Origin of the sequence: Stenotrophomonas sp. GD04054 (genome assembly GCF_029836955.1) — a bacterium.
GTDB lineage: Bacteria > Pseudomonadota > Gammaproteobacteria > Xanthomonadales > Xanthomonadaceae > Stenotrophomonas > Stenotrophomonas maltophilia_A.
On record NZ_JAOECR010000025.1, the window covers coordinates 1 to 25,055 of the forward strand.

The following is a 25,055-nucleotide window of genomic DNA, read 5'->3' on the forward strand; positions in this document are numbered from 1 at the left end:
TGAAAGACCAAAGGCTGCCGGCCAGCGGCCGGCACTACCGTGCCCGTTTACCTGACGGGCCTGAGACTCTCCAGCAACACAGTTGCTACAGGGACGTACTTGCGGCGTCCCCGCACTCCGACACCGCCCCGCCATCCCGCGGATAGCTCGCTTTTGATGTTGATGTTGATGTTGCTGCTGCCGTTGCTTCGGCGGGTGCCGGGCGCAGCCCGGCCCCACCTCAGAACCCCAGCGGGATGTCGCCCAGCACCGGCTGCAGCTGGCTGCGGAACAGTGCCTGGATGCGTTCCAGCGCCGCCTCGTCATTGCCCTCGAAACGCAGCACCAGCACCGGCGTGGTATTGGAGGCGCGCACCAGGCCCCAGCCATCGGGGAAGTCCACGCGCAGGCCGTCGATGGTCGACAGGCGACCGCCCACATACGGGTTGTCCGGCGACTGCGCCGCCGCCACCAGCATCGCCACCAGCGCATGCGGCGTGCCTTCGGCCACCGGCACCTTCAGCTCCGGCGTGGCCACCATCTCCGGCAGCTCTGCCAGTACCTCGTCCGGAGTCTCCTCGCGCTGGGCCAGGATCTCCAGCAGGCGCGCAGCCGCATACAGGCCATCGTCGAAACCGAACCAGCGCTCCTTGAAGAAGAAGTGGCCGCTCATCTCGCCAGCCAGCTCGGCATCGGTCTCGCGCATCTTCGCCTTCATCAGCGAATGCCCGGTCTTCCACATCAGCGGGCTGCCACCATTGCGCAGCACGTGGTCGGACAGCTTGCCGGTGCACTTCACGTCGTAGATCACCATCGCGCCCGGATTGCGCATCAGCACGTCGGCGGCGAACAGCATCAGCAGGCGGTCGGCATAGATGATCTTTCCTTCGCCGGTGACCACGCCCAGGCGGTCACCGTCGCCATCGAAGGCGACGCCGAGATCGGCACCGAAGCGCTTCACCGTCTGCACCAGGTCTTCCAGGTTGGCCGGCTCGCTGGGGTCGGGGTGATGGTTGGGGAAGCTGCCGTCGACATCGCAGTACAGCGGGATGACTTCCGCACCGATCGCTTCCAGCAGCTGCGGCGCGAGCGCGCCGGCCACGCCGTTGCCGGCATCGGCCACGACCTTCAACGGGCGGTCCAGCTGCACGTCGTCGGCGATGCGCTGGATGTAGTCGGCACTGACATCGCGCTGCTGGTAATCGCCCGGCTCGGCGGCCTGTACCAGGCGGCCTTCGACGATGCGCTGGTACAGATCGGTGATGGCCTCACCGGACAACGTCTCGCCGCCGATGACCACCTTGAAACCGTTGTACTCGGGCGGGTTATGGCTGCCGGTGACCGCCACACAGGTGCCGGTACGCAGATGGAAGGCGGCGTAGTACACGACCGGGGTCGGTACCAGGCCGATGTCGATCACCGCGCAACCGGCGCGCCTCAAGCCCTCGGCCAACCCTGCGGCCAGCTCCGGCCCGGACAGGCGGCCGTCGCGGCCGATCACCACCTCGCGCAGGCCCTGCTCCAGGGCCACGGTGCCGATGGCCTGGCCGATCAGCGCCGCCGTTTTCGGCGTCAATTCACTGCCAACCACGCCGCGGATGTCGTAGGCGCGGAAGATACCGGCCGCCAGTTCCTCGGCCGGAACCGGTGGCGGGGGCGGCGGTGCACTTTCAGTTGTGCTGGCCTCGGCCACCGGCGGCGGCGCCATCTGCAGGCTCTCGCTCAGGGTCGGGCCATGATCGGCTTCCGCCACGGTCGCCCGGCGCGGCAGCGGCAGCGACTTCGGCAGGCGGCCGCGCCCCACCACCAGCAGCACGGCGATGAACGCCAGCAGCAGCGCAACGATGGCGCTGGCCAGCGAACCTAGGCCCAGCGGACCAGGTTCGACATTGGGTACCGCGGCCACCAGCCGCAACGGCGTCCCCGGAATCGGCCGCGCCAATGCTTCGGCGCTTTCGGCCAGGCCGGCATCGCCCTGGGCGACGAGGTCATGCGCGCCCTGGCGCAGGCCAAGGAAACCGGCCGATGGCGCACTCACCTGGTCCAGCGGCGAGGTCAGTCGCAGCAATGGCTGGCGCACGTAGAGCACCGCCGGGCCGAGACTGCCCAGTTGAACCGGCGCTGCCAGGCCCAGGCGATTGCCACCGCCATCGCGGACCACGCGCAGGCTGGGCTTGCCTTCGGCCAATGCCGCTTCCAGCAGCGCCAATCGGGCATAGCCAAAGGCGGCCGGGTCGGCGTAGGCGTTGGCCAGATCGGCGGTCAGTACCTCGGCGTGCTCGACGCCGGTCCAGCTCTCGCGGACCGCGAGTGCCGCCGCAGCGGCATCACCGGCCTGCAGCGCCTGCTGCACGCGCTCGTTCTTCAGCTGCTGCTGCAGCTGCTTCAGCTGGCCGGCAGCGGCCTCCTGCAGGCCCTGCACGGCCTGGTCACGTGCGGCTTCCAGCGCCTGGCCGTTGGCCTCCTGCCGCCATTGCTGCACTGCGCTCCATCCGAACCAACCGGCCAGCAGGATCAGCAGCACCCCCAGTAGTGGCGCACTGCGTCCCAACGACCGTCCCCGCTGTCCTTCCCCGATGCCGCTCATCGATGTCCCCTGTCAACGCACCCCGGTATGGCCGAATCCACCCGTTCCCCGCACGCTGTCGGTGAAAGTATCCACCACCTGCAGGCTGACGCGGGCAATCGGCACGATCACCAGCTGCGCGATGCGATCGCCCGGCTCGATGGTGAAGGCCTCGCGGCCACGGTTCCAGACGCTGATCAGCAGCGGGCCCTGGTAATCGGCGTCGATCAGGCCGGTGCCATTGCCGAGCACGATGCCGTGGCGATGGCCCAGCCCCGAGCGCGGCAGGATCACCGCGCACAGGTTCGGGTCGGCAATGTGGATGGCCAGGCCGCTGGGCACCAGCGCGGTGTCACCCGGCTGCAGGGTCAGCGCGGTATCCAGCGCCGCGCGCAGGTCCATGCCGGCGCTGGCTTCGGTGGCGTAGGCCGGCAGCGGCCAGCTGTCGCCGAAGCGCGGATCGAGCAGCTTGACCTGCAGCGGTTGGGAAGTGAAAGCCTGGGTCATGCCTGGAGTCTCCGCGCGATCAGCGCCAGCAGTTGTTCGGCCAGCTCACGCTTGGAGGTGGCCGGGAATACCTGTTCACCGTCCTGCCAGAAGGCCGTGGCGGCATTGTTGTCGCTCTCGAAACCGCCGCCGCTGATGCCGACCTGGTTGGCGATCACCAGGTCCAGGCGCTTGTCGACCAGCTTGCCACGCGCGTATTTCTCCACGTCGTGGGTTTCGGCGGCAAAGCCGACCACCAGCTTCAGCGACTGCGTCTGCGCAGCCACCTCGGCAAGGATGTCCGGCGTGCGCACCAGCTCGATCACCAGCGACTGGCTGTCGGCGGTCTTCTTCAGCTTCTGCGGCGCGACCTGGCGCGGCGTGTAGTCAGACACCGCAGCGGCACCGATATAGATGTCGGCCGGCAGCGACTTCAGCACGGCATCGCGCATCTGCGCGGCCGAGCGCACGTCCACACGCTGCACGCCGAGCGGCGTCGGCAGCTGTACCGGGCCGCTGACCAGCACCACCTGTGCGCCCATCGCGGCGGCGGCCGCGGCCAGGGCAAAGCCCATCTTGCCGCTGCTGCGGTTGCCGACATAGCGCACCGGATCGATGTCTTCATAGGTCGGGCCGGCGCTGATCAACAGGCGCAGGCCCTGCAGCGCGCGGGTTTCCGGCGCGGCAACGGCCGCGGCGCTGCTGCCATTGGCGGCCAGCGCGGCCACGATGTCGCCCGGTTCGGCCAGACGCCCCGGACCGGACTCGCCTTCGGCCAGCGGGCCGTCGACCGGGCCGATCACCTGCGCGCCGCGCTGGCGCAGCAGGGCGATGTTGGCCTGGGTGGCCGGGTGCAGCCACATGCGATGGTTCATCGCCGGGCAGATCGTCAACGGCGCGGTACTGGCCAGGCACAGCGTGCTGACCAGGTCATCGGCATGGCCCTGGGCCAGCCGGGCCAGCAGATCGGCGGTTCCCGGGGCAACCACGATGCGGTCGGCCCAGCGCGCCAGCTCGATGTGGCCCATGGCCTGTTCGGCGGCGCTGTCCCACAGCGTGGTGCGGGTGGGCTGCCCGGACAGGGCCTGGAAACTGAGCGGAGTGACGAACTGCTGGGCACCGGCGGTCATCGCCACCTGCACCTGGGCACCGGCGTCGCGCAGGCGCCGCACCAGTTCCAGGGCCTTGTAGGCCGCGATCCCGCCTCCGACGCACAACAGCAGTTTCTGACCTTCCAGCGCGCGGGCCTGCGCGGGGGAAGCGTTGGGGGAGTCAGCCACCTGGAATTCCTGTGCAAACGAGGGCGCTAGCTTACCCGATGGTCGGTAATGTCCCGGTGCAGGGTGCACATAGCGGACAGCTATCAGTAGATGGAGCGCGCTGCGCCTGACCCTGGGTCAGCCGGGCATCGGTTTCGGACCTTTCCTATACCTCTACGGGTCTGCGCTTTTGCAGAATCAGGCATTGGCTGCCGTCTGCCGTGGCCTGTTCGACCTTCGAGGAGCCTCGTGCATCCACGCATCATCATTGCCGACGACCATCCCGTGGTCCTGCATGGCATCCGTATCGTGCTGCAGACCCACCTGATGGACATCGTCGGCAGTGCACGTGACGGCGCCCAGCTGCTGGAGCTGGTGGACCACCACGACTGCGATGCGGTGCTGACCGACCTGTCGATGCCGGGTGACGGCCCGGACGGTCCAGAGCTGATCGACGCGCTGCGCGTGCGTCACCCCGGGCTGCCGGTGGTGGTGCTGACCGGCGCCCGCCATCCCGGGCTGCTGGACGGACTGCTGCGCGAGGGCATCAGTGGGCTGGTCGACAAATGCGCCGATTTCGCCGAACTGCCGCAGGCACTGAACGCCGCACTGGCCGGGCAGGTCTTCGTCTCCCAGCAGCTGCGCCACCACCTGCAGGCGCGCGACCTGCTGTTTCCACGCGAACCGTCGCCGCTGTCGGCACGCGAACAGGAAGTGCTGGATCTGCTGGCGGCCGGCCTCAGCGTGAATGCCGTCGCCGAGCGTTGCGGGCGCAGCCCGAAGACCATCAGCCGGCAGAAGGCCGAAGCCAAGCGCAAGCTGGGCCTGCAGAACAACCAGGAACTGTTCGACTATCTGCAGACCCGGCGCGGGCTGCAGACCCGGCGCGGGTGAGGCATCGCCCGACCCGGTGCTGCGGTATGCACCGATGGGAGCCGCCACGCAGGCTGGCGATGATGCAGGCATGCCCATCCATGACTGGCCCGAACAGGAACGCCCCCGTGAGAAGCTGATCGCGCGCGGGCCCACGGCACTTTCCGACGCCGAACTGCTGGCCCTGTTTCTCGGCTCCGGGTTCGGTGGCCGCGATGCCGTGCAGACCGCGCGCGACCTGCTGCAGGCGCACGGCCCGTTGCGGGTGCTGCTGGACCGCCCCGCGCGTGAACTGGCCCGCCTGCCCGGGCTCGGCCCGGCGCGCAGCTGTACGCTGGCTGCCGGGCTGGAACTGGCCCACCGCTACCTGGCTGCCGAGCTGGAACACGGCGAAGCGGTCGGCAACAACCCGGCCGCGGTCGGCCGCTATCTGCAGCACCGCCTGCGCGGGCAGGCCCGGGAGATCTTCATGGCCCTGTTCCTGGACAACCGGCACCGCCTGATCGCCTGCGAGGAGCTGTTCCACGGCACCATCAACGCCGCACCGGTCTACCCCCGCGAAGTGGTGCGGCGCGCCCTGCTGCACAACGCGGCGGCGGTGATCCTCAGCCACAACCACCCTTCCGGCGACCCGGAACCCTCCAGCGCCGATACCCGCATCACCGACGAACTGCAGCAGGCACTGGCGATGGTGGACGTGCGCCTGCTGGACCACTTCGTGGTCGGTGAGGGCCGCCCCGTTTCGTTTGCTGAACGAGGCCTGCTGTCGCCGCCCCAGCCCCGCCTGTTCGGCTGAGCGCCCGCCCTCCGGGCGCCATCGGTCGCCCCCACAGGCAGGTTTCGGTCAGCGTGGCCGCTGGTATCTGCGCTAAAATGGGCGATTCCGCCGCTCATTCTCACAGCAGGCCTCGTGAAAAATCTCCTCCGCGCCCTGATCAGCCAAGGCATCGAAGCCTTGCGCGCCAATGGCACCCTGCCCGCCGACTCCCTGCCGCCGGACTTCGTGGTCGAGCGCCCGAAGACCCGTGACCACGGCGACTTCGCCACCAATGCCGCGATGCTGCTGGCCAAGGCCGCGCGCAGCAATCCGCGCGCACTGGCACAGGCGCTGGTCGAGGCACTGCCGCGCAGCGAGGACGTCAGCAAGGTCGAGATCGCCGGCCCCGGCTTCATCAATTTCCACCTGGCGCCGGCCGCGTACCAGCGTGAAGCCGCGTCGGTCATCAAGGAAGCCCACGACTACGGCCGCAACCTGTCCGGCAATGGCCGCACGGTGGGCGTGGAGTACGTGTCGGCCAACCCGACCGGCCCGCTGCATGTCGGCCATGGCCGCGCGGCGGCGATCGGCGACTGCGTGGCGCGTGTGCTCGACGCCAACGGCTGGAACGCCAAGCGTGAGTTCTACTACAACGACGCCGGCGTGCAGATCGAGAACCTGGCGCTGTCCACCCAGGCGCGGATCAAGGGCATCGCGCCGGACCAGGATGGCTGGCCGGAAGGTGGCTACCGCGGTGAATACATCGCCGACGTCGCCCGCGCCTACATGGCCGGCGCCAGCGTCGATCTGGAAGGCAGCACCGTGGTCGGTGCCAAGGACCCGGACGACATGCAGGCGATCCGCCGCTTCGCTGTGGCCTACCTGCGCAACGAGCAGAATCTGGACCTGGCCGCGTTCGGCGTCGACTTCGACATCTATTTCCTGGAAAGCTCGCTGTACGCCGACGGCAAAGTCGCCGAAGCGGTCGCCAAGCTGCAGGCCTCGGGTCATACCTATGAAGAAGGTGGCGCGCTGTGGCTGCGCAGCACCGACTTCGGTGACGACAAGGACCGCGTGATGCGCAAGTCCGACGGCACCTTCACCTACTTCGTGCCGGACGTGGCCTACCACCTGTCCAAGTGGCAGCGCGGCTACGAGCGCGCGATCACCGAGCTCGGCGCCGATCACCATGGTTCGCTGGCACGCGTGCGCGCCGGTCTGCAGGCGATGGAAGTGGGCATCCCGCAGGGCTGGCCGGAGTACGTGCTGCACCAGATGGTCACCGTCATGCGTGGCGGCGAGGAAGTGAAGCTGTCCAAGCGTGCCGGCAGCTACTTCACCCTGCGCGACCTGATCGAGGAGGCCGGCCGCGATGCCACCCGTTGGTTCCTGATCGCGCGCAAGCCCGATTCGCAGCTGACCTTCGACATCGACCTGGCCCGCCAGCAGAGCAACGACAACCCGGTGTTCTACGTGCAGTACGCGCACGCCCGCGTCTGCAGCCTGCTGCGCCAGGCGCAAGAGAAGGGCCTGGTGTACGAACAGGGCAATGGCCTGGCCAACCTCGGCCGCCTGGCCGACGACGCCTCGCTGCTGCTGATGAACGAGATCTCGCGGTACCCGGAAGTGGTGGAGGCGGCCGGCGTGGCGCTGGAACCGCATCTGGTGGCGCAGTACCTGCGTGAATTGGCGCACGCGTTCCACACGTGGTATCACGGGACGCCGGTGCTGGTGGAAGACGCTGCGGATCGCAACGCCAAGCTGACCCTGGCCTGCGCCGCGCGCCAGGTGCTGGCCAACGGCCTCGAACTCCTGGGCGTCAGCGCCCCGGAAAAAATGTAAGCATCAGGAGACGCAGTACACATGGCAGCACGACGCGGCAAAAACCAGGCACGACGCAACAGCAGCAGCCAGGGCACACCCGGATGGGTGTGGCTGGTCGCTGGCGTGGCGATTGCGGCCGTGGTGTTCCTGGCGGCGCCGAACCTGTTCAAGGGCGAAGGCGATGGCTTCCTGCGCGCCGGTCCGCAGCCGAACCCGAACGCGCAGCCTGCCCCGGTCGCTGATGCCGACAGCGATGTCGGCACCCAGCCGGCCGCGCAGCCGGCCACGCCGAAGCCGGCCGAACCGGAAAAGCCGGCCGCCACCCAGTACGACTTCTACACCCTGCTGCCGGGCAAGGAAGTTGAAATGTCCGACGCCGAGCTGGCTGCCAGCGCGCGTGCTGAAGACCAGCGCCGGGCCAAGGCTGAAGCGCAGCGCGCGCAGGCGGCACTGGAAGGCAAGCCGGTTCCGCCGCCAGCGGCTACCGCGCCCGCACCGACGGCAACCGCCAGCGTGGCCAGCACCGCGCCGGTGACCGCCACCAGCCGTCCGCTGCCGGCACCGCTGAGCGAACGACCGGCTGCGGCAACGCCTCCGGCCAGCACGCCGACGGCGTCGACCAGCACCGCCGCCGCCACTCCGGCAGCGCGTGCGGAAACCGCGCCGACCGCGGCCACTACCGCAGGCGCTGCGGCACCGGCTGCCGCCGACAATGCCCGCTACATCCTGCAGGCGGGTGCGTTCGGTGCCTCCGGCGATGCCGAAGCGACCAAGGCCAAGCTGGCGATGATGGGCCTGGCGGCACGCGTGGAATCGGCGCAGATCAACGGCAAGACCGTGTACCGCGTGCGCATGGGACCGTATGGCAGTGCAGGTGAACTGTCTGAAGCCAAGCAGAAGCTGGATGGCACCGGCCTGCAGGCGATGGCGATCAAGGCACAGTGAGTCTGCCGAAGTGAATGAAAAAGCCGGGCACAGCCCGGCTTTCTTTTTGTCTGTGTAGAGTCGAGCTTGCTCGACTGCCGTTCAAAGCAGTCGAGCAAGCTCGACTCTACAAAGGGCGAAGGGCAGTCGAGCAAGCTCGACTCTACAGACGGCGGTCAGCCTTCGCGGGCGACCTGGAAACCGGCGAAGGACTGGCTGACCGGCATCAGTTCCAGGCGATTGATGTTCAGGTGCGGCGGCAGCGTGGCCACCCAGAAAATCTGTTCGGCGATGTCTTCGGCGGTCATCGGGTTGGCGCCGGTGTAGAGCTTGTCCGACGCCGCCTGGTCGCCATGGGTACGCACCACGGTGAACTCGGTTTCGGCCATGCCCGGCTCGATCGTGGTCACGCGCACGCCGGTGCCGTGCAGGTCCGAACGCAGGCCGAGCGAGAACTGGCTGACGAAAGCCTTGGTGCCACCGTAGGCATTGCCGCCCGGGTACGGGTAGACGCCGGCCACCGACGAAATGTTGATGATTGCGCCCTTGCGCTCCACCAGCTGCGGCAGCAGGCGGTGGGTCAGCGTCACCAGCGCGGTGATGTTGGTGTCGATCATCGTGGTCCAGTCCGACAGCTTGGCGCTCTGTGCCGGCGCGGTGCCCTGCGCCAGGCCGGCGTTGTTGACCAGCAGATCGATCTCGCCAAAGGCCGGCGGCAGTGCCAGCAGCGCCGCTTCCATCGCCACCGGATCGCGGATGTCGAAGGCGGCGGCATGCACCACGTCCTTGCCGTAGCGCTCGACCAGCGGCTGCAGGCGTTCGCCGCGGCGGCCGGTGGCGATCACCTTCCAGCCCGCCTGGGCGAAGCGGTGGACGGCGGCGGCGCCGAAGCCGGACGTGGCGCCGGTAATCAGGACAGTGCGGGTCATCAGGCAACTCCAGGGGGAAAAACCAGACCCCCATTCTGGCACCGTCGGCCGGGGGTTGCGTTGCCTGATCGGCCAGATCCGGCCCCACCTGCCGGGGTGGCCGGTACAATTGGGCCCATGATCAACAACGATGTCCTGCGCAGCGTGCGCTACTCCCTGGACCTGGGCGACCACCACGTGGTGACCCTGTGCCAGATGGCCGACCCGGCCTTCGCCGTGGATCCCGAACAGGTGAAGGCCTGGCTGCGCCGCGAGGACGAAGCCGGTTTCGAAGCGATGAGCGACAGCGCGCTGGCGCACTTCCTCGACGGCCTGATCGTGCACCTGCGCGGTCGCGACGAAAGCCAGCCGCAGCGTGCGGTGGAAACCCGCATCGACAACAACCTGGTGCTGAAGAAGCTGCGCGTGGCCTTCCAGCTGCGCGACGTCGATCTGATGGAGATCTTCGCCAGCGCCGGTTTCAACGTCTCCAAGTCGGAAGTGGGCGCCTTGTTCCGCCAGCCCGGGCACACCAACTACCGGCGCTGCCTGGACCAGATGCTGCGCAATTTCCTCAAGGGCCTGAGCCTGCGCCTGCGCGGCTGAGCACGGCCTCGACGAACGCCCGCGCCGCCGGTGTCGGCAGTCGCTGCCAGACCAGGTGCACGCGGCGGGTCGGGGTCGGCTGCAGCGGAATCTGTACCACCCCCTGGAACCCGTCGGCGATCAACGCTGGCACGATGCCAACCGCCAGCCCATGGCGGACGAAGCGCTCGATCAGTTCCATCAGATTGACCTCGAAGCGCACCGTGTGCGGCAGGCCAGCGGCAGCGAAGGCATCGTCGGTCTGCCGCCGCGCACCGGTGCCGCGCGGAAAGTCGACCAGCGCCTCGTCCTGCAGTTCGGTCAATGGCAGCCGCTTGCGGCGGGCCAAGCGGTGCGACGGCGCCAGCACCGCCACCAGGTCTTCTTCCTGCAGCATCTGGTGGCAGACCCCGTCCAGCCCTGCCGACGGCGCCAATCCGACCAGTGCCACGTCCAGCTCTCGCGACTGCACCTGCGCGATCAGGTCCTCGCTCTTGTCGACCCGCAGCTGGAACTCCACCTGCGGGTGCGCCTGCTGGAAGGCCGACAGCATCGCCACCACATCAATGTCGGTCAGCGAGGAGATCTGCCCGATCGCCAGCAGGCCACGCACCTCACCAGTAACGGCGGCCACGTCGGCGCGCAGGTGGCGCAGGCTGGCCAGCACCTGGCGTGCATGCACCAGCAGCGCCTCGCCGGCGGCGGTGGCCCGCACCTGGCGCGGCAGGCGCTCGAACAGCGTTGTGCCCAGTTCCTGCTCAAGATGGGCGATCTGGTGACTGAGCGCGGACTGCACCACGTGGCAGCGCTCGGCGGCGCGGGTGAAGTTGCCCTCCTCGGCCAGGGCGACGGCGAACTCGAGCTGCTTGAGATTCACGCAACCATCTCATTTACAGATGACAGGGATGATGATGATTCATTTCCATCATGACTGCAGCAGGCGGACACTGTGCTCCCCCGCTTCCTGGAATACCGCGTGAGTCCGTCCCTCCCCCCTCTGCACCGCTGGCAGGTGCTGCTGATGTCGGTGGCTACCGGCGTGGCCGTGGCCAGCAACTACTATGCGCAGCCACTGCTGCACACCATCGCCGATGCCTTCGGCGTGCCATTCGGCCAGGTCGGCATGGTGGTCACTGCCGCACAGCTGAGCTATGCCGCCGGACTGATCCTGCTGGTGCCGCTGGGAGACCTGTTCGAACGCCGCCGCCTGATCGTGGTGATGAGCCTGCTGTCGGCAGGCGGGCTGGTGATCAGTGCCTGTGCACCATCGCTGGCCTGGTTGCTGGTGGGCACCGCGATCACCGGCCTGTTCTCGGTGGTGGCGCAGGTACTGGTGCCGTTTGCGGCCACGCTGGCCGCGCCGGAACATCGTGGCCGCGTGGTCGGCACATTGATGAGTGGCCTGCTGCTGGGCATCCTGCTGGCGCGCACCGTGGCCGGCCTGCTTTCCAGCCTGGGCGACTGGCGCCTGGTGTATGCGATCGCCGCCGGCACCCTGGTGCTGACCGCGCTGGCGCTGCAGCGCGGCCTGCCGCGATTCCACCACAGCGCCGGCCTCGGCTATTTCGCATTGCTGCGCTCGATCGGCGTGCTGTTCGTGCAGGAGCCGGTGCTGCGCCAGCGCACCCTGCTGGGCGCCTGCAGCTTCGCCATGTTCGCGATCTTCTGGACGCCGCTGGCATTCCTGCTGGCACAACCGCCCTACGCCTACAGCGATGCCACCATCGGCCTGTTCGGGCTGGTCGGCGCCGCCGGTACACTGGCGGCCGGCCTGGCCGGGCGCATGTCCGATCGTGGCCAGACCGGACGTGCCACCGCCATCGCGCTGGTGCTGTTGCTGCTCTCGTGGCTGCCGTTGGGGCTGTCGGCACACTCGCTGCTGGCGCTGCTGGTCGGCGTGGTGGTGCTGGACCTGGCCGCGCAGCTGCTGCACGTGAGTAACCAGAACCTGATCTATGCACTGCAACCGGCAGCGCGCAACCGCCTCAATGCCGGCTACATGACCGGCTACTTCATCGGCGGTTCGCTGGGTTCGCTGCTGTCGGCGCAGGTCTACCAGCGCTTCGGCTGGACCGGCGTCTGCGTGGCCGGTGCTGCGGTGGCCATGCTGGCCCTGCTGCTGTGGCTGCCCGGCGCGCTGCGCGCGCGCCAGGCTTCGGTGACTGACTAGAAGCTGCCCTGCAGCGCCAGCTCCCAGCGTCCGCCGGCATTGTCCGGAAACAGCCGCTTCGCTGCGTTGTCGGTGTCATGCACGGTGGCGCGCAGCTCCCATGCTGGAGTCAGCGTGGCAATGGCACTGAGCTGACCATGCAGGTAATCAGGCCCCTGTGCGGTGGCCAGCCAATACTGGCCCACCGCCGCTTCGAGGCGGAACCGCTCGTGCAACGGCACCCGCACACCCAGCTGGGCGTAGGTGCCGCGATGGCCGCCCGCCAGCGCGTCGTTGGAATGCGCCAGCTGCAGCCAGGCGCGCTGCTTCCAGGTCACGGTGGTATTGAGCTCGGTCCAGTCCAGCGCGCGGCCGGTGCCCGGGTACACGTAGCGGGTCAGGTTGGCATCCAGTGCCCAGTCCGGTGCCAGTGCACCACTCCAACCGGCCACCAGGTCAAACTCGCTGCGCGCGCCGTTGTCCGGCTTGAACGATACGTTGGACCCCCACACGCTGGCGTACCAGCCCGATGGGATCGAGACCTTCGCACCGGCCTGCACCGCCGGGTCGCCGTCGCTCTGCGAGCTGCCGCGCCACACGTAATCGCTGGTCAATGCGGCACTGCCACTCACCTGCACCTGCGCCTGGGCGGTGCCGATGCCGAGCAGCCCTGCCAGGGCGGCCACCACTGCCGCCATCATCCCCTTGCTGTTCACTGCACTGTGTTCCTCGTCGAAGGCGGTCACGCCGCCGGGACCGCAGTGTCGAGGCGGTGGCCGTAACGGATCGAGGGTGCTGCCGGGCCCGTGGCGCAAATTCGGCGTAAATCCCGCGGACCGGGGCCACATGCCAGCAGCGCGGTATCATGGCGCCCTGTTTCCAGGAACCAACCGCGTGGACGCCATCCTGACTCCGGTATCGATCGGCGAGCTGATCGACAAGATCACCATTCTCGAGATCAAGGCCGAGCGCATCGACGATGCCGCCAAGCTGAGCAACGTGCGCACCGAGCTGGACGGCCTGCTGCCGTTGCTGCAGCTGCAGCTGCAGGCTCAGCCGGCGCTGGCCGTGCTGAAGCAGCAGCTGAAGGCGATCAACGAGCGCATGTGGGACATCCAGGACCAGCTGCGCGACAAGGAAGCGGCCCAGGTGTTCGACGATGCCTTCATCCAGTTGGCGCGTGGTGTCTATGGCACCAATGGCGAGCGCGTGCAGGTGAAGAACGAGATCAACCGCGTGGCCGGTTCGGCCCTGGTGGAAGAAAAGCAGTACCAGGGCGAGTAACGCCACCTCAGTCAGCGTCGATCAGATGGCGGAAGCGGAACAGCTCGCCATCGTTGCGGATGCCCAGCTTGCGGTACGCCGCTCGCTTCTGCGTGCTGATGGTGCTGGCTGCACGCCCACTGCGGCGTGCCATCTCGCCGGTGCTGCAACCACGCAGCACCCACTGCAGGACGGTGCGCTCGCGGGTACTCAACCGTGGTGAACGCATGGACTGCTGGCGCTGCCGACGGGACTGGTTCAACTGTGCACGCAGCTCCGGCGGCACGAAGCGCCCGCCACGGGCAACCACGCTCACTGCCCGCAGCAGCATCTGCGGCGCGCAGGCCTTGGACAGGAATCCGCGCGCACCGGCCTGCAGGGCCAAGGACACGACACCCGCGTTGCAGTGTGCGGACAGCACCAGGATCGGCACTGCCGGCCAGTGGCGTGATAGGTGCCGCAGCAGTTCCAGGCCTTCGCCGCTGTCACCGATCGGCAAGGCGTCGACCAGCAGCAGATCGATCGCAGCCGCCTGCTGCTGCAGGCGCTGCAGCAGATCACCGCTGCGGCCGTAGCTTCCATCCACCTGCAGGCCCGCCTGCCGGGCCAGGACTTCCTGCACGCCATGCCGCAACAGCGGGTGTGGATCCAGCAGCAAGAGGCGGCAGGGAGAATCGCGGGGCGACGGAAACGTGGGCATCGTTGCATTCCTGCAGAACAGGCCACTCACCCTAGGGCGCAGCCGACGCCTGCGGAATCCAATTCGTTGCAATGCCGCCCTTCCGCCGCGACACGGTCAGGTAGCGTTTGCCCAGCCGGAAACGCAACAGGCCCGGCATGGGCCGGGCCTGTCGAGGCATCTTCGGCGCGCAGGCGCGCCGAGGAAGCAATTACCAGCTGAAGCGCGGGCCGACGGTGTATTCCTTGTCGCCGTCGCGGTTCATCTTCAGCTCGCCATTCAGGCCCCAGTTCTGGTTCAGCTTGACCTGACCACCCAGGCGGCCGTACCACTGGCCTTCCGGATTGATGCCGTGCTTCTTCGAGAAATCTTCGTAGCCGACCATGCCGTAGACTTCGGCGTGGGCACCGAAGGCGGTGCGGATACCGGCTTCAGCGCTGTAGCCATTGAAGTCCAGGCCGTGCTTCTGGTCGCGCTTCTGGTAAGCAACGCGGGCAACGAAGTCGGTGGTCGGGGCGATTTCAACGTTGTAGCCGGCGCCGATCTTCCACTGGTCCAGCTTGATGTTGGTGTGGTCGATTTCCTGGCGGCTGTACTCACCGAAAGCGTGGAAGTTCGGCAGGAAGCCGTACGAACCCTTCACGCCCCAGCCGTCGGCCTTGAACGCGTCGATGTCGGTCTTGGCGTAGTCGGCTTCGGCGTAGTTGTACGACAGGTTCTCAGCAGCCGAGGCGGTGAACGGCAGGGCAGCGGCCAGGGCCAGAGCAATCAGCGAATTCTTCATGGGGGTACACCTTTACTTTCTTATGGTGTGCAGCAGCGCCAGGGCGCCATCGCATCGGGAATGTAAATTCTCCGTTATTCGCCACAACGCTCCCTGAAAACAGCGGTCTTCGCATTGCTGAATTTTTTGCCTTGATTCAGGCTGTCTCTGGCATACGCGCGCGGCGCGCGTGCATTTGTGATTCGTCGTCGATTGCAACAGGAGGTTGCCTTGTACGTTTCCGATCCGCCGCTGGTGCCTGTTCGCGCCGCGCTCCTGGCATGCGCTGCCCTGTTTCCGACCCACGCTGCGCACGCACTGCAGGCCGCTGACTACCAGCGCGCCGAACGCGTGCATGACAGTCACCTTCGCGGTGCGCTGCGCAATGCTTCGGTGCTGCCCCACTGGCTGGCCGATGGGCGCTTCTGGTACGAACGCGAAACCACGCAGGGCCGGCGCCAGGCGGTACTGGTCGATCCAGTCCAGGCCACACGCCAGATCCTGTTCGAACCCGATGCGCTGGACGCTGCGGTTGCACCTCTCGGTGCCAGCGGACCACGCCTGCGCTTGAGCAGTATGCAGGTACTGGATGAAGGCCTGCGCCTGCAGTTCAACGGCGAGGCGGCGATCAGCTGTCAATGGCCACGCCTGCAGTGCGTGCGTTCGCAGGATGCAGCGCCAGCGACCGATGCACTGCCATCGCCCGGCGGTGATGCCTGGCTGCAGGTACGCGATCACAACCTGTGGCTGCAGTCGCCCGGAATGGCAGCACGAGCGCTGACCAGCGGCGGTGAACCCAATCATGGCTTTGGCGTGCTGCCGGACTTCACCCTGCGCGGCATTCCACGCCGCCAGGGCCGGATGCCGACGCGGCCGTTCGCGGTCGGCTGGTCACCGGATGGCCGCTACGTGGCCGGCATCCGCTACGACGAACGCGCGCTGCAGGACTACCCCTATCTGGAAAGCAGCCCGGCCAACAGCGCGCGGCCGCGCGTGCATACGGTGAAGCTGGGGCTGCTGGGTGACACCCGGCAGGTGCGCGACAGCCTGTATGTGGTCGACACCCGCAACGGCCAGCAGCATGACATCGCCTTGCCGGAAGGCTGGAACACCCTCAGCGAAGCCGGCGTACTCGGCTGGGACGGCGACCGGTTGTATGCCGTGATCGCGCACTTCGGCGCACCGCGCAGGCTGCGTCTGCTGGAGATCGATGCCAACAACGGTGCGTTGCGCACGGTTCTGGAAGAAGCCAGCGACACCCGCCTGCAGCTCAACGTGTATTCCTACAACCGGCCAGCGGTGGCCATCCTGCCCGGCCAGGACACGGCGGTGTGGTTCTCGCAGCGCGATGGCTGGGGCCATCTGTACCGGGTCCGCCTGTCCGACGGCAAGGTGCTGCGCCAGCTCACCCGCGGCCAATGGGCGGTGCGCGACCTGCTGGGCGTGGACGCTGCGGGTGGCTGGGCGTACTTCAGCGCCGGCGGCGTCGACGGTGGCGACCCCTACGTACGCGGCCTGTACCGTGTATCGCTGCAGGGGGGACCGGTCCAGCGCCTGGCCGCCGATGGCAACGACCATCTGGCCGATGCCGGCACCGGCGCGTTGTTCGGCGGGCGCGCCCCCCAGGCGCTGTCGCCTGGCGGTGGCTATCTGGTGGATACCGTTTCCCGTCTCGACCAGCCACCACGCACCGTGCTGCGGGCCAGCGATGACGGCCGTGAAGTGATGGTGCTGGAAACAGCGGATGACGGCGCGATCGCTGCTGCCGGCTGGCGCCCACCACGGCGCGAACGGCTGCTGGCCGCCGATGGGCGAACGCCGATCTTCGCCACCGTCTACCTGCCCCGCGACTATCGCGATGACGGCAGCTTTCCGGTGATCGACGCGATGTACGGTGGCTCCTTCGTCAGCAATGCGCCGGTGACCTACGCCGAGGCGGTGTCCGCCTTGAATCCGGTGTCACGCGCCAGCCTGGCCGAACTGGGCTTCGTGGTGGTCAGCATCGACGCGCGCGGCACCGGTGGCCGCGACAAGGCGTTCCATGACAGCAGCTTCCTGCACGGGGCAGATGTGCAGCTGGATGACCATGTGGCTGCGCTGCGCCAGCTGGGCGAACGCTACCGGGGCATCGACCTGCAGCGGGTCGGCATCTACGGGCATTCGTTCGGTGGTTACAGTGCAGCGCGCGCCCTGCTGCGCTATCCGGCGTTCTACAAGGTGGGCGTGGCCTCGGCCGGCAGCCACAATTTCCAGGGCATGTACGGCGGTGCATTGCACGGCATGGACCGGCTGTTCGGTGGCGTGCTGCCGCCAACACCCCTGGCCGATGGCGTGCCGGCGCCCTTTGCCGGACTCGACAATGCAGCGTTGGCCGGCAACCTGCGTGGGCATCTGATGCTGGTCTATGGCGAACTGGACGAGAACGCGCCGCCGGCGCTGACCCTGCAGCTGGCCGCCGCCCTGAACAAGGCCCAGCGCAGCTACGACCTGCTGTACCTGGCCCGGCAGGACCACGAACTGTTCCGCAACGACGCCACCTACACGCATCGCATGTGGGACTACTTCGTGCGCCACCTGGCCGGCCAGCAGCCACCGGAGACGGTGCTGGCGCCGCTGCCCGGTGGGCCGGGCTGAACAGGCGCACACAGGATGTCGATCCACGGCGCCCTGGTTCGTCGGGTACTTGAAGGCCGTGCATGCGGCACGGTCCATCCGGAGGCAGGCAATGAGCTACATCGATGGTTTCGTCCTGGCGGTGCCCACCGCCAACAAGGAGAAGTTCCTCGCCCATGCACGCACAGGGGATCCCGTTTTCATCGAATACGGCGCGCTGCGCGTGGTCGAGTGCTGGGGTGACGACGTACCGCACGGCAAGACCACCGACTTCTTCGGCGCGGTGAAAGCCACGCCGGATGAGACGGTCGTGTTTTCCTGGATCGAATGGCCAGACAAGCCGACCCGCGACGCCGGCATGAAGAAGATGATGGAAGACCCGCGGTTTGATCCGGCGACGAATCCGATGCCGTTCGACGGCGCGCGGATGATCTACGGTGGGTTCGTGCCGCTCTACGAGCTGACGCGCTGAATCCGGCGGACGTGCTCAGCGCGCGTCCGTGTCATCGCTGGCAGACGCATGGCCGGCGCCCAGTGCGGCGCCGGCGCCGAGGCCCACACCGCCCATGCCGGCCCCCATTCCGCCACCACCACCACCACCCGCACGACCGCCCTTGGCATCGCCATCGTTGCGGTCCTTGCCACCGCCGCTGGCAACGGGCCGGGTCGGCCCCTGCGGCGGTATCTGCAGTCCGGCCGGAATCGGCGCCAGGTCCAAGGCGTCGCGCACGAAGTCGCGCAGCGAGACCACCAGTTCGTGGAGGTGCACCGGCCGCCCCTGTGCCAGTTCGTTGGCCGCACGCGCGGCCAGCCGCACCTGCTCGTCGGTGCCCAGCAACAGGATGTCCGACAGTGCCGCTTCAACCGCATCGCGGATGCGGCGCGCGCGATCCGAGCGGGGTTCGGCGATGCCTTCGGCATTTTCGCGCTGGCGCAGGTCACGGCGATGGCTGGGATCCACGCCCAGTTCGCCAGTGAACGACCCGCCCAGGGTCTTGTAGGCCGCCATCAGCGTGCGTAGCCGTTCGTTGATCTGCCGGTTCTCGCGTTCGCGGCGCTGCTGCAGGGTCTGCATCACCAGCAGGCGGATGCCCACGCCCAGCAGGGTGATCAGGACCAGGCCGGCCAACGTGGACAGCACGCCCTGCCAGGAACTGAAGTCGATACCACGCATGCCCGGGGCTCCTGCAGGAAGAACCTGCATCTTGCCCCAGACCGTGCCCCAGAAACGCGAAAGGCCCCACCACCCGTTGGGTGGCAGGGCCTTCGGTCACGGCGCGATTACTTGCGCTTGGCGACCTTGCGCACGGCCTTCTTGGCCGGAGCCTTCTTGGCGGCGACCTTCTTCAGCGGCGCAGCCTTCTTGGCGACCGTCTTGCGGGTGGCGGCAACCTTCTTGCCCACCGCCTTCTTGGCAACGGCGGTCTTCTTGCCGACAACCTTCTTGGCAGCAGCGGTCTTCTTGCCGACGGCCTTCTTGGCGACAGCAGCCTTCTTGCCGACAACCTTCTTGGCGGCCGCGGTCTTCCTGGTGGCAACCTTCTTGGTAGCGGCAACCTTCTTGCCGACAACCTTCTTCGCAGCCACGGCCTTCTTGCCAGCGACCTTCTTGGCGGCGACGGTCTTCTTGGCCACGGCCTTCTTGGCGGTGGCGACCTTCTTGCCGACAACCTTCTTGGCGGCCGCGGTCTTCTTGGCAACGGTCTTCTTCGCGACGGCGGCCTTCTTGGTGGCAGCCTTCTTCACGGTAGCGACCTTCTTGCCAGCAGCCTTGGTGGTCTTCTTGGCAGCGGCGGCCTTCTTGGTCACGGCCTTGCCTGCAGCCGCCTTCTTCTTGGCCACTTCCTTCTTCAGGGCAGCGGCTTCGGCCTTGGCGTTCTTCTTGGCGGCTTCCAGCTTCTTCTTGGCGTTGGCAACAGTCTTGCCGACCGACTTGGCAGCCTTCTCGGCCTTCTTGGCAACGGTCTTCTCGACCTTCGCCACGGCCTTCTTGGCCTTGGCAACGCGGGTGCCGGCAGCCTTGGTGGCGCGCTTGACGGTCTTCTTGACCGACTTCACTGCGTCTTCGGCAGCGTGGGCGATGGTCTCGCCAACGTTGGTGGCGGTTTCTTTGACGTTCTCGACGGCGTCGGTCACGACCGACACACCATTACCGTTGCTCATGTTGCCCTCCTGCGGGCCTTAAGTATCAAAACGGGGCGATGCTATACCGACATTGACGATCGTGGAACGGGGCGTGCGCCCGCAATCGCATCTGCTGCGACGGCAATGGTGTAGCCCAGCACCCTCTGGAGCACAGCGGGTTGACAGGAAACCCCTTTTTTTCAGTGCTGCGCCGCACGGTGCGGGTAGCGGCAGGTGCTGCCTGCGCGCACCTGCCCGAGTGCTGCGAAAGGCATGCGATATGGCGCATCGCGGCACCAGGATGCGCAGAACTGCGCAAGTATCGGCCTGTATCCACACGCGCTTCGGCAGACGTCGGCACATTGCGAAGCACGCCCGACGTTGTCGCCACCGCCCCACAGATGGCGACGCCGACCCGCGTTCCGGGCGCCCGGTTTTCATGGCGCATTTATCCAGATCGCGACACACTCATTCAGCTTGTTTTACCGTAGGGCCGAACCGCCCCCACCCACGCCAGCGAACCGACTCCCATGCGACCGCTTCCCACCCTGCTCACGCTCGCAATCGCCGCCGCCTTCGGTGGCTTCGTTGCCACCGGCATCAATGCCCACCTGGACAACCGTGCCGACGCCGCGCCGCTGCCTGCGGTACTGCCGACCACGGCGGCATTGCCGGCCTCGGTGGCCGGACAGGCGGTGCCGTCGCTGGCACCGATGCTGGAGAAGGCGATGCCGGCCGTGGTCAGCGTCAACACCAAGCAGGTGGTGCGCGTGCGCAACCCCTTCTTCAACGACCCGTTCTTCCGCCGCCTGTTCCCGGACATCCCGCAGGAACGCATCAACGAATCGCTGGGCTCGGGCGTGATCATCGACGCCAAGGAGGGCCTGGTGCTGACCAACCACCACGTCATCGACAACGCCGATGACGTGCAGGTGACACTGGCCGACGGGCGCACGGTCAAGGCCGAGTTCCTCGGTTCGGACCGCGATACCGACATCGCGCTGATCCGCATCCCGGCGCAGAACCTGACCGACATCAAGCTCGGCAACAGCGACCAGCTTCGGGTCGGTGACTTCGTGGTGGCCATCGGCAACCCGTTCGGCTTCAGCCAGACGGTCACCTCCGGCATCGTCTCGGCGGTGGGCCGCAGCGGCATCCGCGGGCTGGGCTACCAGAACTTCATCCAGACCGATGCGTCGATCAACCCGGGCAACTCCGGTGGCGCGCTGGTCGACCTGCAGGGCCAGCTGGTCGGCATCAATACCGCCAGCTTCAACCCGCAGGGCAGCATGGCCGGCAACATCGGCCTGGGCCTGGCGATCCCCTCCAACCTGGCGCGCAGCGTGGTCGACCAGCTGGTCAAGCACGGCGTAGTGGTGCGCGGCACGCTGGGCGTGGAGAGCCAGAACCTGACCGCGCAGATCGCGCAGGGCCTGGGCCTGGGCGAAAGCCGTGGCGCACTGATCACCCGCGTGCTGGCCGGTTCGGCCGCTGCGACCGCCGGCCTGAAGCCGGGCGACGTGGTGGTCTCGGCCAACGGCCAGCGCGTGGACAGCGCCGAAGCCCTGCACAACGTGGAAGGCCTGGCGGCGGTCGGCAGCACGCTGACGCTGGACGTGCGCCGCGAGGGCAAGCCGCTGCAGATCAAGGCAACCTTGAAGGAACAGGCGCGCGCGGTCACCGGCGAGAGCCTGGACCCGCGCCTGACCGGGGCCACCTTCGTCGACCTGCCCGAGTCGCTGCGCCAGTCCGGTGTCGGTGGCGTGCTGGTCAGCGAGGTCAAGCGCGGCAGCCGCGCGGCCACCAACGGCCTGCAGCAGGGCGACATCATCACCGATGCCACCGTGGGCGAATTCGCCGACCTGGCCAGCTGGCGCGCCAACTTCCAGCAGCGCCCGCCGACCCTGGTGATACGCGTGCTGCGCAACAATGGCCAGCAGCAGGGCCAGCTCGTGATGCGCTGATCGCCCTGCCGTAACACCCCCTATACCCCGGCAATGCTATTGCTGTCAGTCCAGGTCGGCACCGCCGACTCCCGTTCCCCCATCGCAACAGGAGTGATTCGATGAGCCCCACCAATACCGAGAACCTGAAGGAACACCTGGGTGAAGCCGGTTCCCACCTGAAGCAGGCCGCGTCGGCCGCCGGCGGTGCGATCAAGGGTGCAACCGGCGCAGCCGGCGACGAACTGCGCATCGGCAAGGCCAACGTCAAGGCTGAACTGTCCGACAGCGCGCTGTCCGGCCTGGCCGCCGCCGAGTTTGGTGGTGCAGCCGCCAAGGAACAGGTCGACGCGCTGATGGACAAGGGCAAGGACCTGATCGACAGCGCCGCTGAGCTGATCCGTGAACGTCCGCTGGCCTCGTTCGGTGTCGCCTTCGCTGCCGGCTGGATCATCGCCAAGCTGGCCCGCGGCAGCAGCGACAAGTAAGCCGCGGCGTGAGCGAAGACAACGCGCAAGCGCCTGATCCGGCGGCTACCCCGCCGCTGGATGAGAGCATCCGCCAGGTCGGCGCGGCCGGTCGTGCCGCTGCCGATTCTGCCAAGCACACGCTGCGCTCGCTGCGCCGGTTGGCCTCGGCCGACTTCGCGCTGGCGCGTAGTGCATTCGGTCGCGCGCTGGCCTGGGCCGGCGTGGCGATCGTGTTCGGTGCCTCGGCCTGGCTGCTGATGGCCGCCACCCTCATCGCCCTGCTGCAGAGCTGGGGCCTGAGCTGGCTGCAGGCGCTGCTGATCACCTCGCTGCTGAGCCTGGCCGTCACCGGTTATGCGATCTGGCGGGTGTCCTACTTCTTCCACCACACCGGCATGCACGCTACCCGGCGCCAGCTGTCACGCCTGGGCCTGTTCGACGAACCAAGCGAAGACGATCCCGATGCCGAGGTGCAGCTGCCCGAGGGCAAGCCATGAAGTTCGGCGCGCTGCAACGGCGGGTGAAACGCTGCGAACAGGTGGTGACCGTGCGCCTGGGCGAAACCCAGGACCACTGGTCCACGCTCAGCGACGTCTGGCGAAAGGGCTGGTCGCCGCTGCGCATCGTGGTGGTCGGCCTGGCCGGTGGCTTCATCGCCGGCAAGCTGGAAGTGCCGAGCAAGGTCAACGGTGCCCGCTGGCTGCAGATGGTGGGTTCGGTCTCGAACCTGTTCGCCAGTGCACAGGCGGCGTTCGCCACGGCGATGGCGGCGCAGGCCGCAGCCACTGCCGACGACGCGGCTGAGGAAGCCGACGAAGCCAGCGAACAGGCACAGGCGGCGGCCTCCGCTGCCGAGCCACGGCCGGCACCGGCTCCACGTTCCGTGCCGGAGCCAGAACCGGAACCGGACCTGCGCGGACCGCGTCCGGCCGAAGCGGCTACCGAGCTGTCCGAACGTTGATCCATGGAATCCGCCGCGCCGATCGCGGCCGGCGGATAATGCGCTCCCCTTCCCGGTTGGTGCGTCGATGAGCGAGTCCCTCCTGTCCCCGTCACCGGCCGGCCCTGAACAGCCCGACGCCCCGTTGCCGCCACCGTCGCGTCCACGCGGACCGATGTCGCTGGTGGTGCTGGCGACCCTGGCTGTGGGCTACACGCTGTGGGCGGCACAGGACATCATCCTGCCGGTGCTGCTGGCGATGTTCTTCGCACTGGTCGGCAATCCGATCCTGCGCCTGCTGCAGAAGCTGTGGATTCCGCGTGCGCTGGGCGCTCTGCTGATCCTCGGCGCGGGCCTGGGCGTGACCGGTTCGCTGGCGGTGCAGTTGATCGGCCCGGCAATGGAATGGGCACAGGAAGCACCGCAGCAGCTGCGCAAGATCGCCCGCCAGGTGCAGGACCTGACCAAGCCGGTGCAGCAGGCCAACCAGGCTGCGGAGAACTTCGCCCGTGTTGCCGGTGGCGACAGCAACCGCAAGGTGCAGGTGATCCGCGCCCAGCTCGATGACCCGTACCGCATGTTGACCCGTGCGCCGCGGCTGGCCGCCTCGGTGCTGGCGGTGGTGCTGCTGACCCTGTTCTTCATGATCTACGGGCAGAGCCTGCAACGCGCGGCGATCGCCCTGTTCCCGAACCGCCAGCAGCAGCGCTTCACCAGTGACATCCTGCGTTCGATCGAGCGCGAGGTGTCGCGCTATGTGCTGACCATCAGCGTGATCAACACCTTGGTCGGGCTGGTGTTCGCCGGCGTACTGATGCTGCTCGGCATCGGCCTGCAGGAAGCGTTGCTGTGGGGCACGGTGGCTGCACTGCTGAATTTCGCCCCCTACGTGGGCCCGCTGATCGGCGTGGCATTGATGCTGCTGATGGGCTTCGTGGAATTCCGCGACCCGCTGCAGGCCCTGCTGCCAGCCGCCGCCTACCTGGGCCTGCACACCCTGGAAGGGCAGATGGTGACCCCGATCGTGCTGGGCCGTCGCATGAAACTGTCGCCACTGGTGCTGATCCTTGCGCTGATGGTGTTCGGCTGGGCCTGGGGCATGATCGGGCTGCTGCTGGCGGTGCCGCTGCTGGTCTGCATCAAGCTGGTGCTGGCACGGCTGGACGGCATGCAGGGCTGGGCGCGTCTGCTGGAATGAAAGCCCGCGCGGGCAGGGGTAGAATGGCGGGGTGAATTTCCCCGTCCAAGCCATCACCCTCGACCTTGACGACACGCTGTGGCCGTTCGCTCCGATCGGCGCCCGCATCGACCTGGTCCTGCACGAGTGGATGCGTGAGCACAGCCCCGCCACGGCCGAGATGTATCCGGTGGCGGCGATGCGCGAACTGCGCGAGCGCCTGTACCACGCCCATCCGCACCTCCATCACGACCTGAGCGCACTGCGCCGGCTGACCCTGCACGAAGCGTTGCACACCAGTGGTGCCAGCCTGGATCTGCTGGAGCCGGCGTATGACGTGTTCTTCGCCGCGCGCAACCAGGTCGAGTGCTACCCCGATGCGATCGACGCACTGGCGCGGATTGCCGCGCGGGTGCCGGTGGCGGCGCTGAGCAACGGCAATGCCGATCTGGAGCGGATCGGCCTGGCCCATCATTTCGCCTTCCAGCTGGGCGCGCGCGAACACGGCGCGGCCAAGCCGGAGGCGAGCATCTTCCACGCCGCCTGCGCCCGCCTGGGTGTTGCGCCGGCACAGGTACTGCACGTCGGCGACCACGCCGAAATGGACGTGGCCGGGGCGATCGCCGCCGGCCTGCGCGGCTGCTGGATCAACCGCGAAGCAGCCACCTGGACCCATCCGCAGCTGCAGCCGGACCTGCAGTTCGACACCCTCACCGGCCTGGCCGACTGGTTGGATGCCAACCTCGACGCTGCCGCACCCCGGAGTACCTGAC

General features: G+C 67.7%; 25 protein-coding genes. 15 read left to right on the plus strand and 10 right to left on the minus strand.

Features of this window, described 5'->3' with window-relative positions:
• Positions 1-220: 220 nt before the first annotated feature.
• Genes N7573_RS12875 through coaBC form a run of 3 tightly spaced genes read right to left on the minus strand, consistent with a single transcriptional unit; the run spans position 221 to position 4,311 of the window.
• Positions 221-2,566 carry a phosphomannomutase/phosphoglucomutase gene (locus tag N7573_RS12875; protein WP_279912759.1) on the minus strand — a complete coding sequence of 782 codons (2,346 nt, stop codon included), beginning with the start codon at positions 2,564-2,566 and terminating at the stop codon, positions 221-223.
• Positions 2,567-2,578: 12 nt separating this feature from the next.
• Positions 2,579-3,052, minus strand: a complete 474-nt coding sequence (dut, locus tag N7573_RS12880) for a dUTP diphosphatase (RefSeq protein WP_032130326.1) — start codon at positions 3,050-3,052, stop codon at positions 2,579-2,581.
• Positions 3,049-4,311, minus strand: a complete 1,263-nt coding sequence (gene coaBC / locus N7573_RS12885; RefSeq protein ID WP_125894864.1) for a bifunctional phosphopantothenoylcysteine decarboxylase/phosphopantothenate--cysteine ligase CoaBC — start codon at positions 4,309-4,311, stop codon at positions 3,049-3,051. The genes dut and coaBC overlap by 4 nt, the downstream gene beginning before the upstream one ends.
• Positions 4,312-4,539: 228 nt before the next feature.
• Here coaBC and N7573_RS12890 point away from each other — a divergent pair, with 228 nt between their 5' ends.
• The 4 genes from N7573_RS12890 (at position 4,540) to N7573_RS12905 (ending at position 8,689) form a co-directional block, all read left to right on the plus strand.
• Positions 4,540-5,184 (plus strand): response regulator transcription factor, encoded by a 645-nt coding sequence (locus N7573_RS12890; protein WP_182267097.1) that lies wholly within the window; start codon positions 4,540-4,542, stop codon positions 5,182-5,184.
• Positions 5,185-5,254: 70 nt separating this feature from the next.
• Positions 5,255-5,959 (plus strand): DNA repair protein RadC, encoded by a 705-nt coding sequence (gene radC, locus N7573_RS12895; RefSeq protein WP_049421495.1) that lies wholly within the window; start codon positions 5,255-5,257, stop codon positions 5,957-5,959.
• A gap of 114 nt (positions 5,960-6,073) precedes the next feature.
• Positions 6,074-7,762, plus strand: coding sequence for an arginine--tRNA ligase (argS, locus tag N7573_RS12900; RefSeq protein WP_012478915.1), 1,689 nt, complete (start codon positions 6,074-6,076; stop codon positions 7,760-7,762).
• Between the two features lie 21 nt (positions 7,763-7,783).
• A complete protein-coding gene (locus tag N7573_RS12905) occupies positions 7,784-8,689 on the plus strand; it encodes an SPOR domain-containing protein (protein WP_032130329.1) in 906 nt (301 codons plus the stop codon).
• A 155-nt stretch (positions 8,690-8,844) separates the two neighbouring features.
• Here N7573_RS12905 and N7573_RS12910 read toward each other — a convergent pair whose 3' ends face one another.
• Entirely contained in the window at positions 8,845-9,597 is a 753-nt protein-coding gene (locus N7573_RS12910; protein WP_110710800.1) for an SDR family NAD(P)-dependent oxidoreductase, read from the minus strand.
• A 117-nt stretch (positions 9,598-9,714) separates the two neighbouring features.
• Between N7573_RS12910 and N7573_RS12915 the strand changes: the two genes are divergently transcribed.
• Positions 9,715-10,182, plus strand: coding sequence for a DUF1456 family protein (locus N7573_RS12915; protein WP_005411992.1), 468 nt, complete (start codon positions 9,715-9,717; stop codon positions 10,180-10,182).
• Here the strand turns inward: N7573_RS12915 and N7573_RS12920 are convergent.
• Positions 10,151-11,038: a LysR family transcriptional regulator gene (locus N7573_RS12920; RefSeq protein ID WP_279912757.1), complete on the minus strand. Its 888-nt coding sequence runs from the start codon at positions 11,036-11,038 to the stop codon at positions 10,151-10,153. The genes N7573_RS12915 and N7573_RS12920 overlap by 32 nt on opposite strands.
• A 144-nt stretch (positions 11,039-11,182) precedes the next feature.
• Here N7573_RS12920 and N7573_RS12925 point away from each other — a divergent pair, with 144 nt between their 5' ends.
• Positions 11,183-12,331: an MFS transporter gene (locus tag N7573_RS12925; protein ID WP_343238904.1), complete on the plus strand. Its 1,149-nt coding sequence runs from the start codon at positions 11,183-11,185 to the stop codon at positions 12,329-12,331.
• On the opposite strand, the gene N7573_RS12930 is transcribed toward N7573_RS12925, so the two are convergent.
• Positions 12,328-13,026, minus strand: coding sequence for a TorF family putative porin (locus N7573_RS12930; protein WP_279912760.1), 699 nt, complete (start codon positions 13,024-13,026; stop codon positions 12,328-12,330). The two genes, N7573_RS12925 and N7573_RS12930, sit on opposite strands and share 4 nt — an antisense overlap.
• A gap of 178 nt (positions 13,027-13,204) precedes the next feature.
• On the opposite strand from N7573_RS12930, the gene N7573_RS12935 reads away from it, so the two are divergent.
• Positions 13,205-13,594 (plus strand): DUF6165 family protein, encoded by a 390-nt coding sequence (locus N7573_RS12935; protein WP_032130333.1) that lies wholly within the window; start codon positions 13,205-13,207, stop codon positions 13,592-13,594.
• A gap of 7 nt (positions 13,595-13,601) precedes the next feature.
• Here N7573_RS12935 and N7573_RS12940 read toward each other — a convergent pair whose 3' ends face one another.
• Together N7573_RS12940 and N7573_RS12945 are read right to left on the minus strand one after the other, a co-directional pair.
• Positions 13,602-14,273, minus strand: coding sequence for a response regulator transcription factor (locus N7573_RS12940; protein ID WP_049398097.1), 672 nt, complete (start codon positions 14,271-14,273; stop codon positions 13,602-13,604).
• Between the two features lie 190 nt (positions 14,274-14,463).
• Positions 14,464-15,036, minus strand: a complete 573-nt coding sequence (locus tag N7573_RS12945) for an Ax21 family protein (protein WP_032130335.1) — start codon at positions 15,034-15,036, stop codon at positions 14,464-14,466.
• 210 nt (positions 15,037-15,246) lie between these two features.
• Between N7573_RS12945 and N7573_RS12950 the strand changes: the two genes are divergently transcribed.
• Together N7573_RS12950 and N7573_RS12955 are read left to right on the plus strand one after the other, a co-directional pair.
• Positions 15,247-17,649 carry a DPP IV N-terminal domain-containing protein gene (locus tag N7573_RS12950; RefSeq protein ID WP_279912755.1) on the plus strand — a complete coding sequence of 801 codons (2,403 nt, stop codon included), beginning with the start codon at positions 15,247-15,249 and terminating at the stop codon, positions 17,647-17,649.
• A 91-nt stretch (positions 17,650-17,740) separates the two neighbouring features.
• Positions 17,741-18,100: a DUF1428 domain-containing protein gene (locus tag N7573_RS12955; protein WP_032130337.1), complete on the plus strand. Its 360-nt coding sequence runs from the start codon at positions 17,741-17,743 to the stop codon at positions 18,098-18,100.
• A 15-nt stretch (positions 18,101-18,115) separates the two neighbouring features.
• On the opposite strand, the gene N7573_RS12960 is transcribed toward N7573_RS12955, so the two are convergent.
• Both N7573_RS12960 and N7573_RS12965 read right to left on the minus strand, forming a co-directional pair.
• Complete coding sequence (locus tag N7573_RS12960) at positions 18,116-18,802, minus strand: hypothetical protein (protein ID WP_279912754.1); 687 nt, start codon at positions 18,800-18,802, stop codon at positions 18,116-18,118.
• Positions 18,803-18,909: 107 nt separating this feature from the next.
• Positions 18,910-19,791: a hypothetical protein gene (locus N7573_RS12965; protein WP_049421477.1), complete on the minus strand. Its 882-nt coding sequence runs from the start codon at positions 19,789-19,791 to the stop codon at positions 18,910-18,912.
• Positions 19,792-20,282: 491 nt separating this feature from the next.
• Between N7573_RS12965 and N7573_RS12970 the strand changes: the two genes are divergently transcribed.
• The 6 genes from N7573_RS12970 to N7573_RS12995 all read left to right on the plus strand — a co-directional run bounded on the left by N7573_RS12970 (position 20,283) and on the right by N7573_RS12995 (position 25,054).
• Positions 20,283-21,716 (plus strand): Do family serine endopeptidase, encoded by a 1,434-nt coding sequence (locus N7573_RS12970; protein ID WP_032128157.1) that lies wholly within the window; start codon positions 20,283-20,285, stop codon positions 21,714-21,716.
• A 101-nt stretch (positions 21,717-21,817) separates the two neighbouring features.
• On the plus strand, positions 21,818-22,183 hold the full coding sequence (locus N7573_RS12975) for a hypothetical protein (RefSeq protein WP_032128158.1): 366 nt from the start codon (positions 21,818-21,820) through the stop codon (positions 22,181-22,183).
• A gap of 8 nt (positions 22,184-22,191) precedes the next feature.
• Positions 22,192-22,662: a phage holin family protein gene (locus N7573_RS12980; protein ID WP_049398102.1), complete on the plus strand. Its 471-nt coding sequence runs from the start codon at positions 22,192-22,194 to the stop codon at positions 22,660-22,662.
• Positions 22,659-23,126, plus strand: coding sequence for a protein sip-5 (locus N7573_RS12985; protein ID WP_279943176.1), 468 nt, complete (start codon positions 22,659-22,661; stop codon positions 23,124-23,126). The genes N7573_RS12980 and N7573_RS12985 overlap by 4 nt, the downstream gene beginning before the upstream one ends.
• A gap of 67 nt (positions 23,127-23,193) precedes the next feature.
• Positions 23,194-24,303 carry an AI-2E family transporter gene (locus N7573_RS12990; protein WP_032128161.1) on the plus strand — a complete coding sequence of 370 codons (1,110 nt, stop codon included), beginning with the start codon at positions 23,194-23,196 and terminating at the stop codon, positions 24,301-24,303.
• 31 nt (positions 24,304-24,334) lie between these two features.
• Positions 24,335-25,054, plus strand: coding sequence for an HAD-IA family hydrolase (locus N7573_RS12995; protein WP_032128162.1), 720 nt, complete (start codon positions 24,335-24,337; stop codon positions 25,052-25,054).
• Position 25,055 lies beyond the last annotated feature (1 nt).

What these genes read in the sequence shown, in the direction of transcription:
- N7573_RS12985 (WP_279943176.1), top strand. Translation starts at nt 22,659, where the DNA reads ATGAAGTTCGGCGCGCTGCAACGGCGGGTGAAACGCTGCGAACAGGTG.
- N7573_RS12875 (WP_279912759.1), bottom strand. Translation starts at nt 2,566, where the DNA reads ATGAGCGGCATCGGGGAAGGACAGCGGGGACGGTCGTTGGGACGCAGT.
- N7573_RS12975 (WP_032128158.1), top strand. Translation starts at nt 21,818, where the DNA reads ATGAGCCCCACCAATACCGAGAACCTGAAGGAACACCTGGGTGAAGCC.
- N7573_RS12925 (WP_343238904.1), top strand. Translation starts at nt 11,183, where the DNA reads ATGTCGGTGGCTACCGGCGTGGCCGTGGCCAGCAACTACTATGCGCAG.
- N7573_RS12960 (WP_279912754.1), bottom strand. Translation starts at nt 18,802, where the DNA reads ATGCGTGGTATCGACTTCAGTTCCTGGCAGGGCGTGCTGTCCACGTTG.
- N7573_RS12955 (WP_032130337.1), top strand. Translation starts at nt 17,741, where the DNA reads ATGAGCTACATCGATGGTTTCGTCCTGGCGGTGCCCACCGCCAACAAG.
- N7573_RS12965 (WP_049421477.1), bottom strand. Translation starts at nt 19,791, where the DNA reads ATGAGCAACGGTAATGGTGTGTCGGTCGTGACCGACGCCGTCGAGAAC.
- N7573_RS12940 (WP_049398097.1), bottom strand. Translation starts at nt 14,273, where the DNA reads ATGCCCACGTTTCCGTCGCCCCGCGATTCTCCCTGCCGCCTCTTGCTG.
- radC (WP_049421495.1), top strand. Translation starts at nt 5,255, where the DNA reads ATGCCCATCCATGACTGGCCCGAACAGGAACGCCCCCGTGAGAAGCTG.
- N7573_RS12905 (WP_032130329.1), top strand. Translation starts at nt 7,784, where the DNA reads ATGGCAGCACGACGCGGCAAAAACCAGGCACGACGCAACAGCAGCAGC.
- N7573_RS12915 (WP_005411992.1), top strand. Translation starts at nt 9,715, where the DNA reads ATGATCAACAACGATGTCCTGCGCAGCGTGCGCTACTCCCTGGACCTG.
- N7573_RS12910 (WP_110710800.1), bottom strand. Translation starts at nt 9,597, where the DNA reads ATGACCCGCACTGTCCTGATTACCGGCGCCACGTCCGGCTTCGGCGCC.
- dut (WP_032130326.1), bottom strand. Translation starts at nt 3,052, where the DNA reads ATGACCCAGGCTTTCACTTCCCAACCGCTGCAGGTCAAGCTGCTCGAT.
- N7573_RS12970 (WP_032128157.1), top strand. Translation starts at nt 20,283, where the DNA reads ATGCGACCGCTTCCCACCCTGCTCACGCTCGCAATCGCCGCCGCCTTC.
- N7573_RS12945 (WP_032130335.1), bottom strand. Translation starts at nt 15,036, where the DNA reads ATGAAGAATTCGCTGATTGCTCTGGCCCTGGCCGCTGCCCTGCCGTTC.
- N7573_RS12990 (WP_032128161.1), top strand. Translation starts at nt 23,194, where the DNA reads ATGAGCGAGTCCCTCCTGTCCCCGTCACCGGCCGGCCCTGAACAGCCC.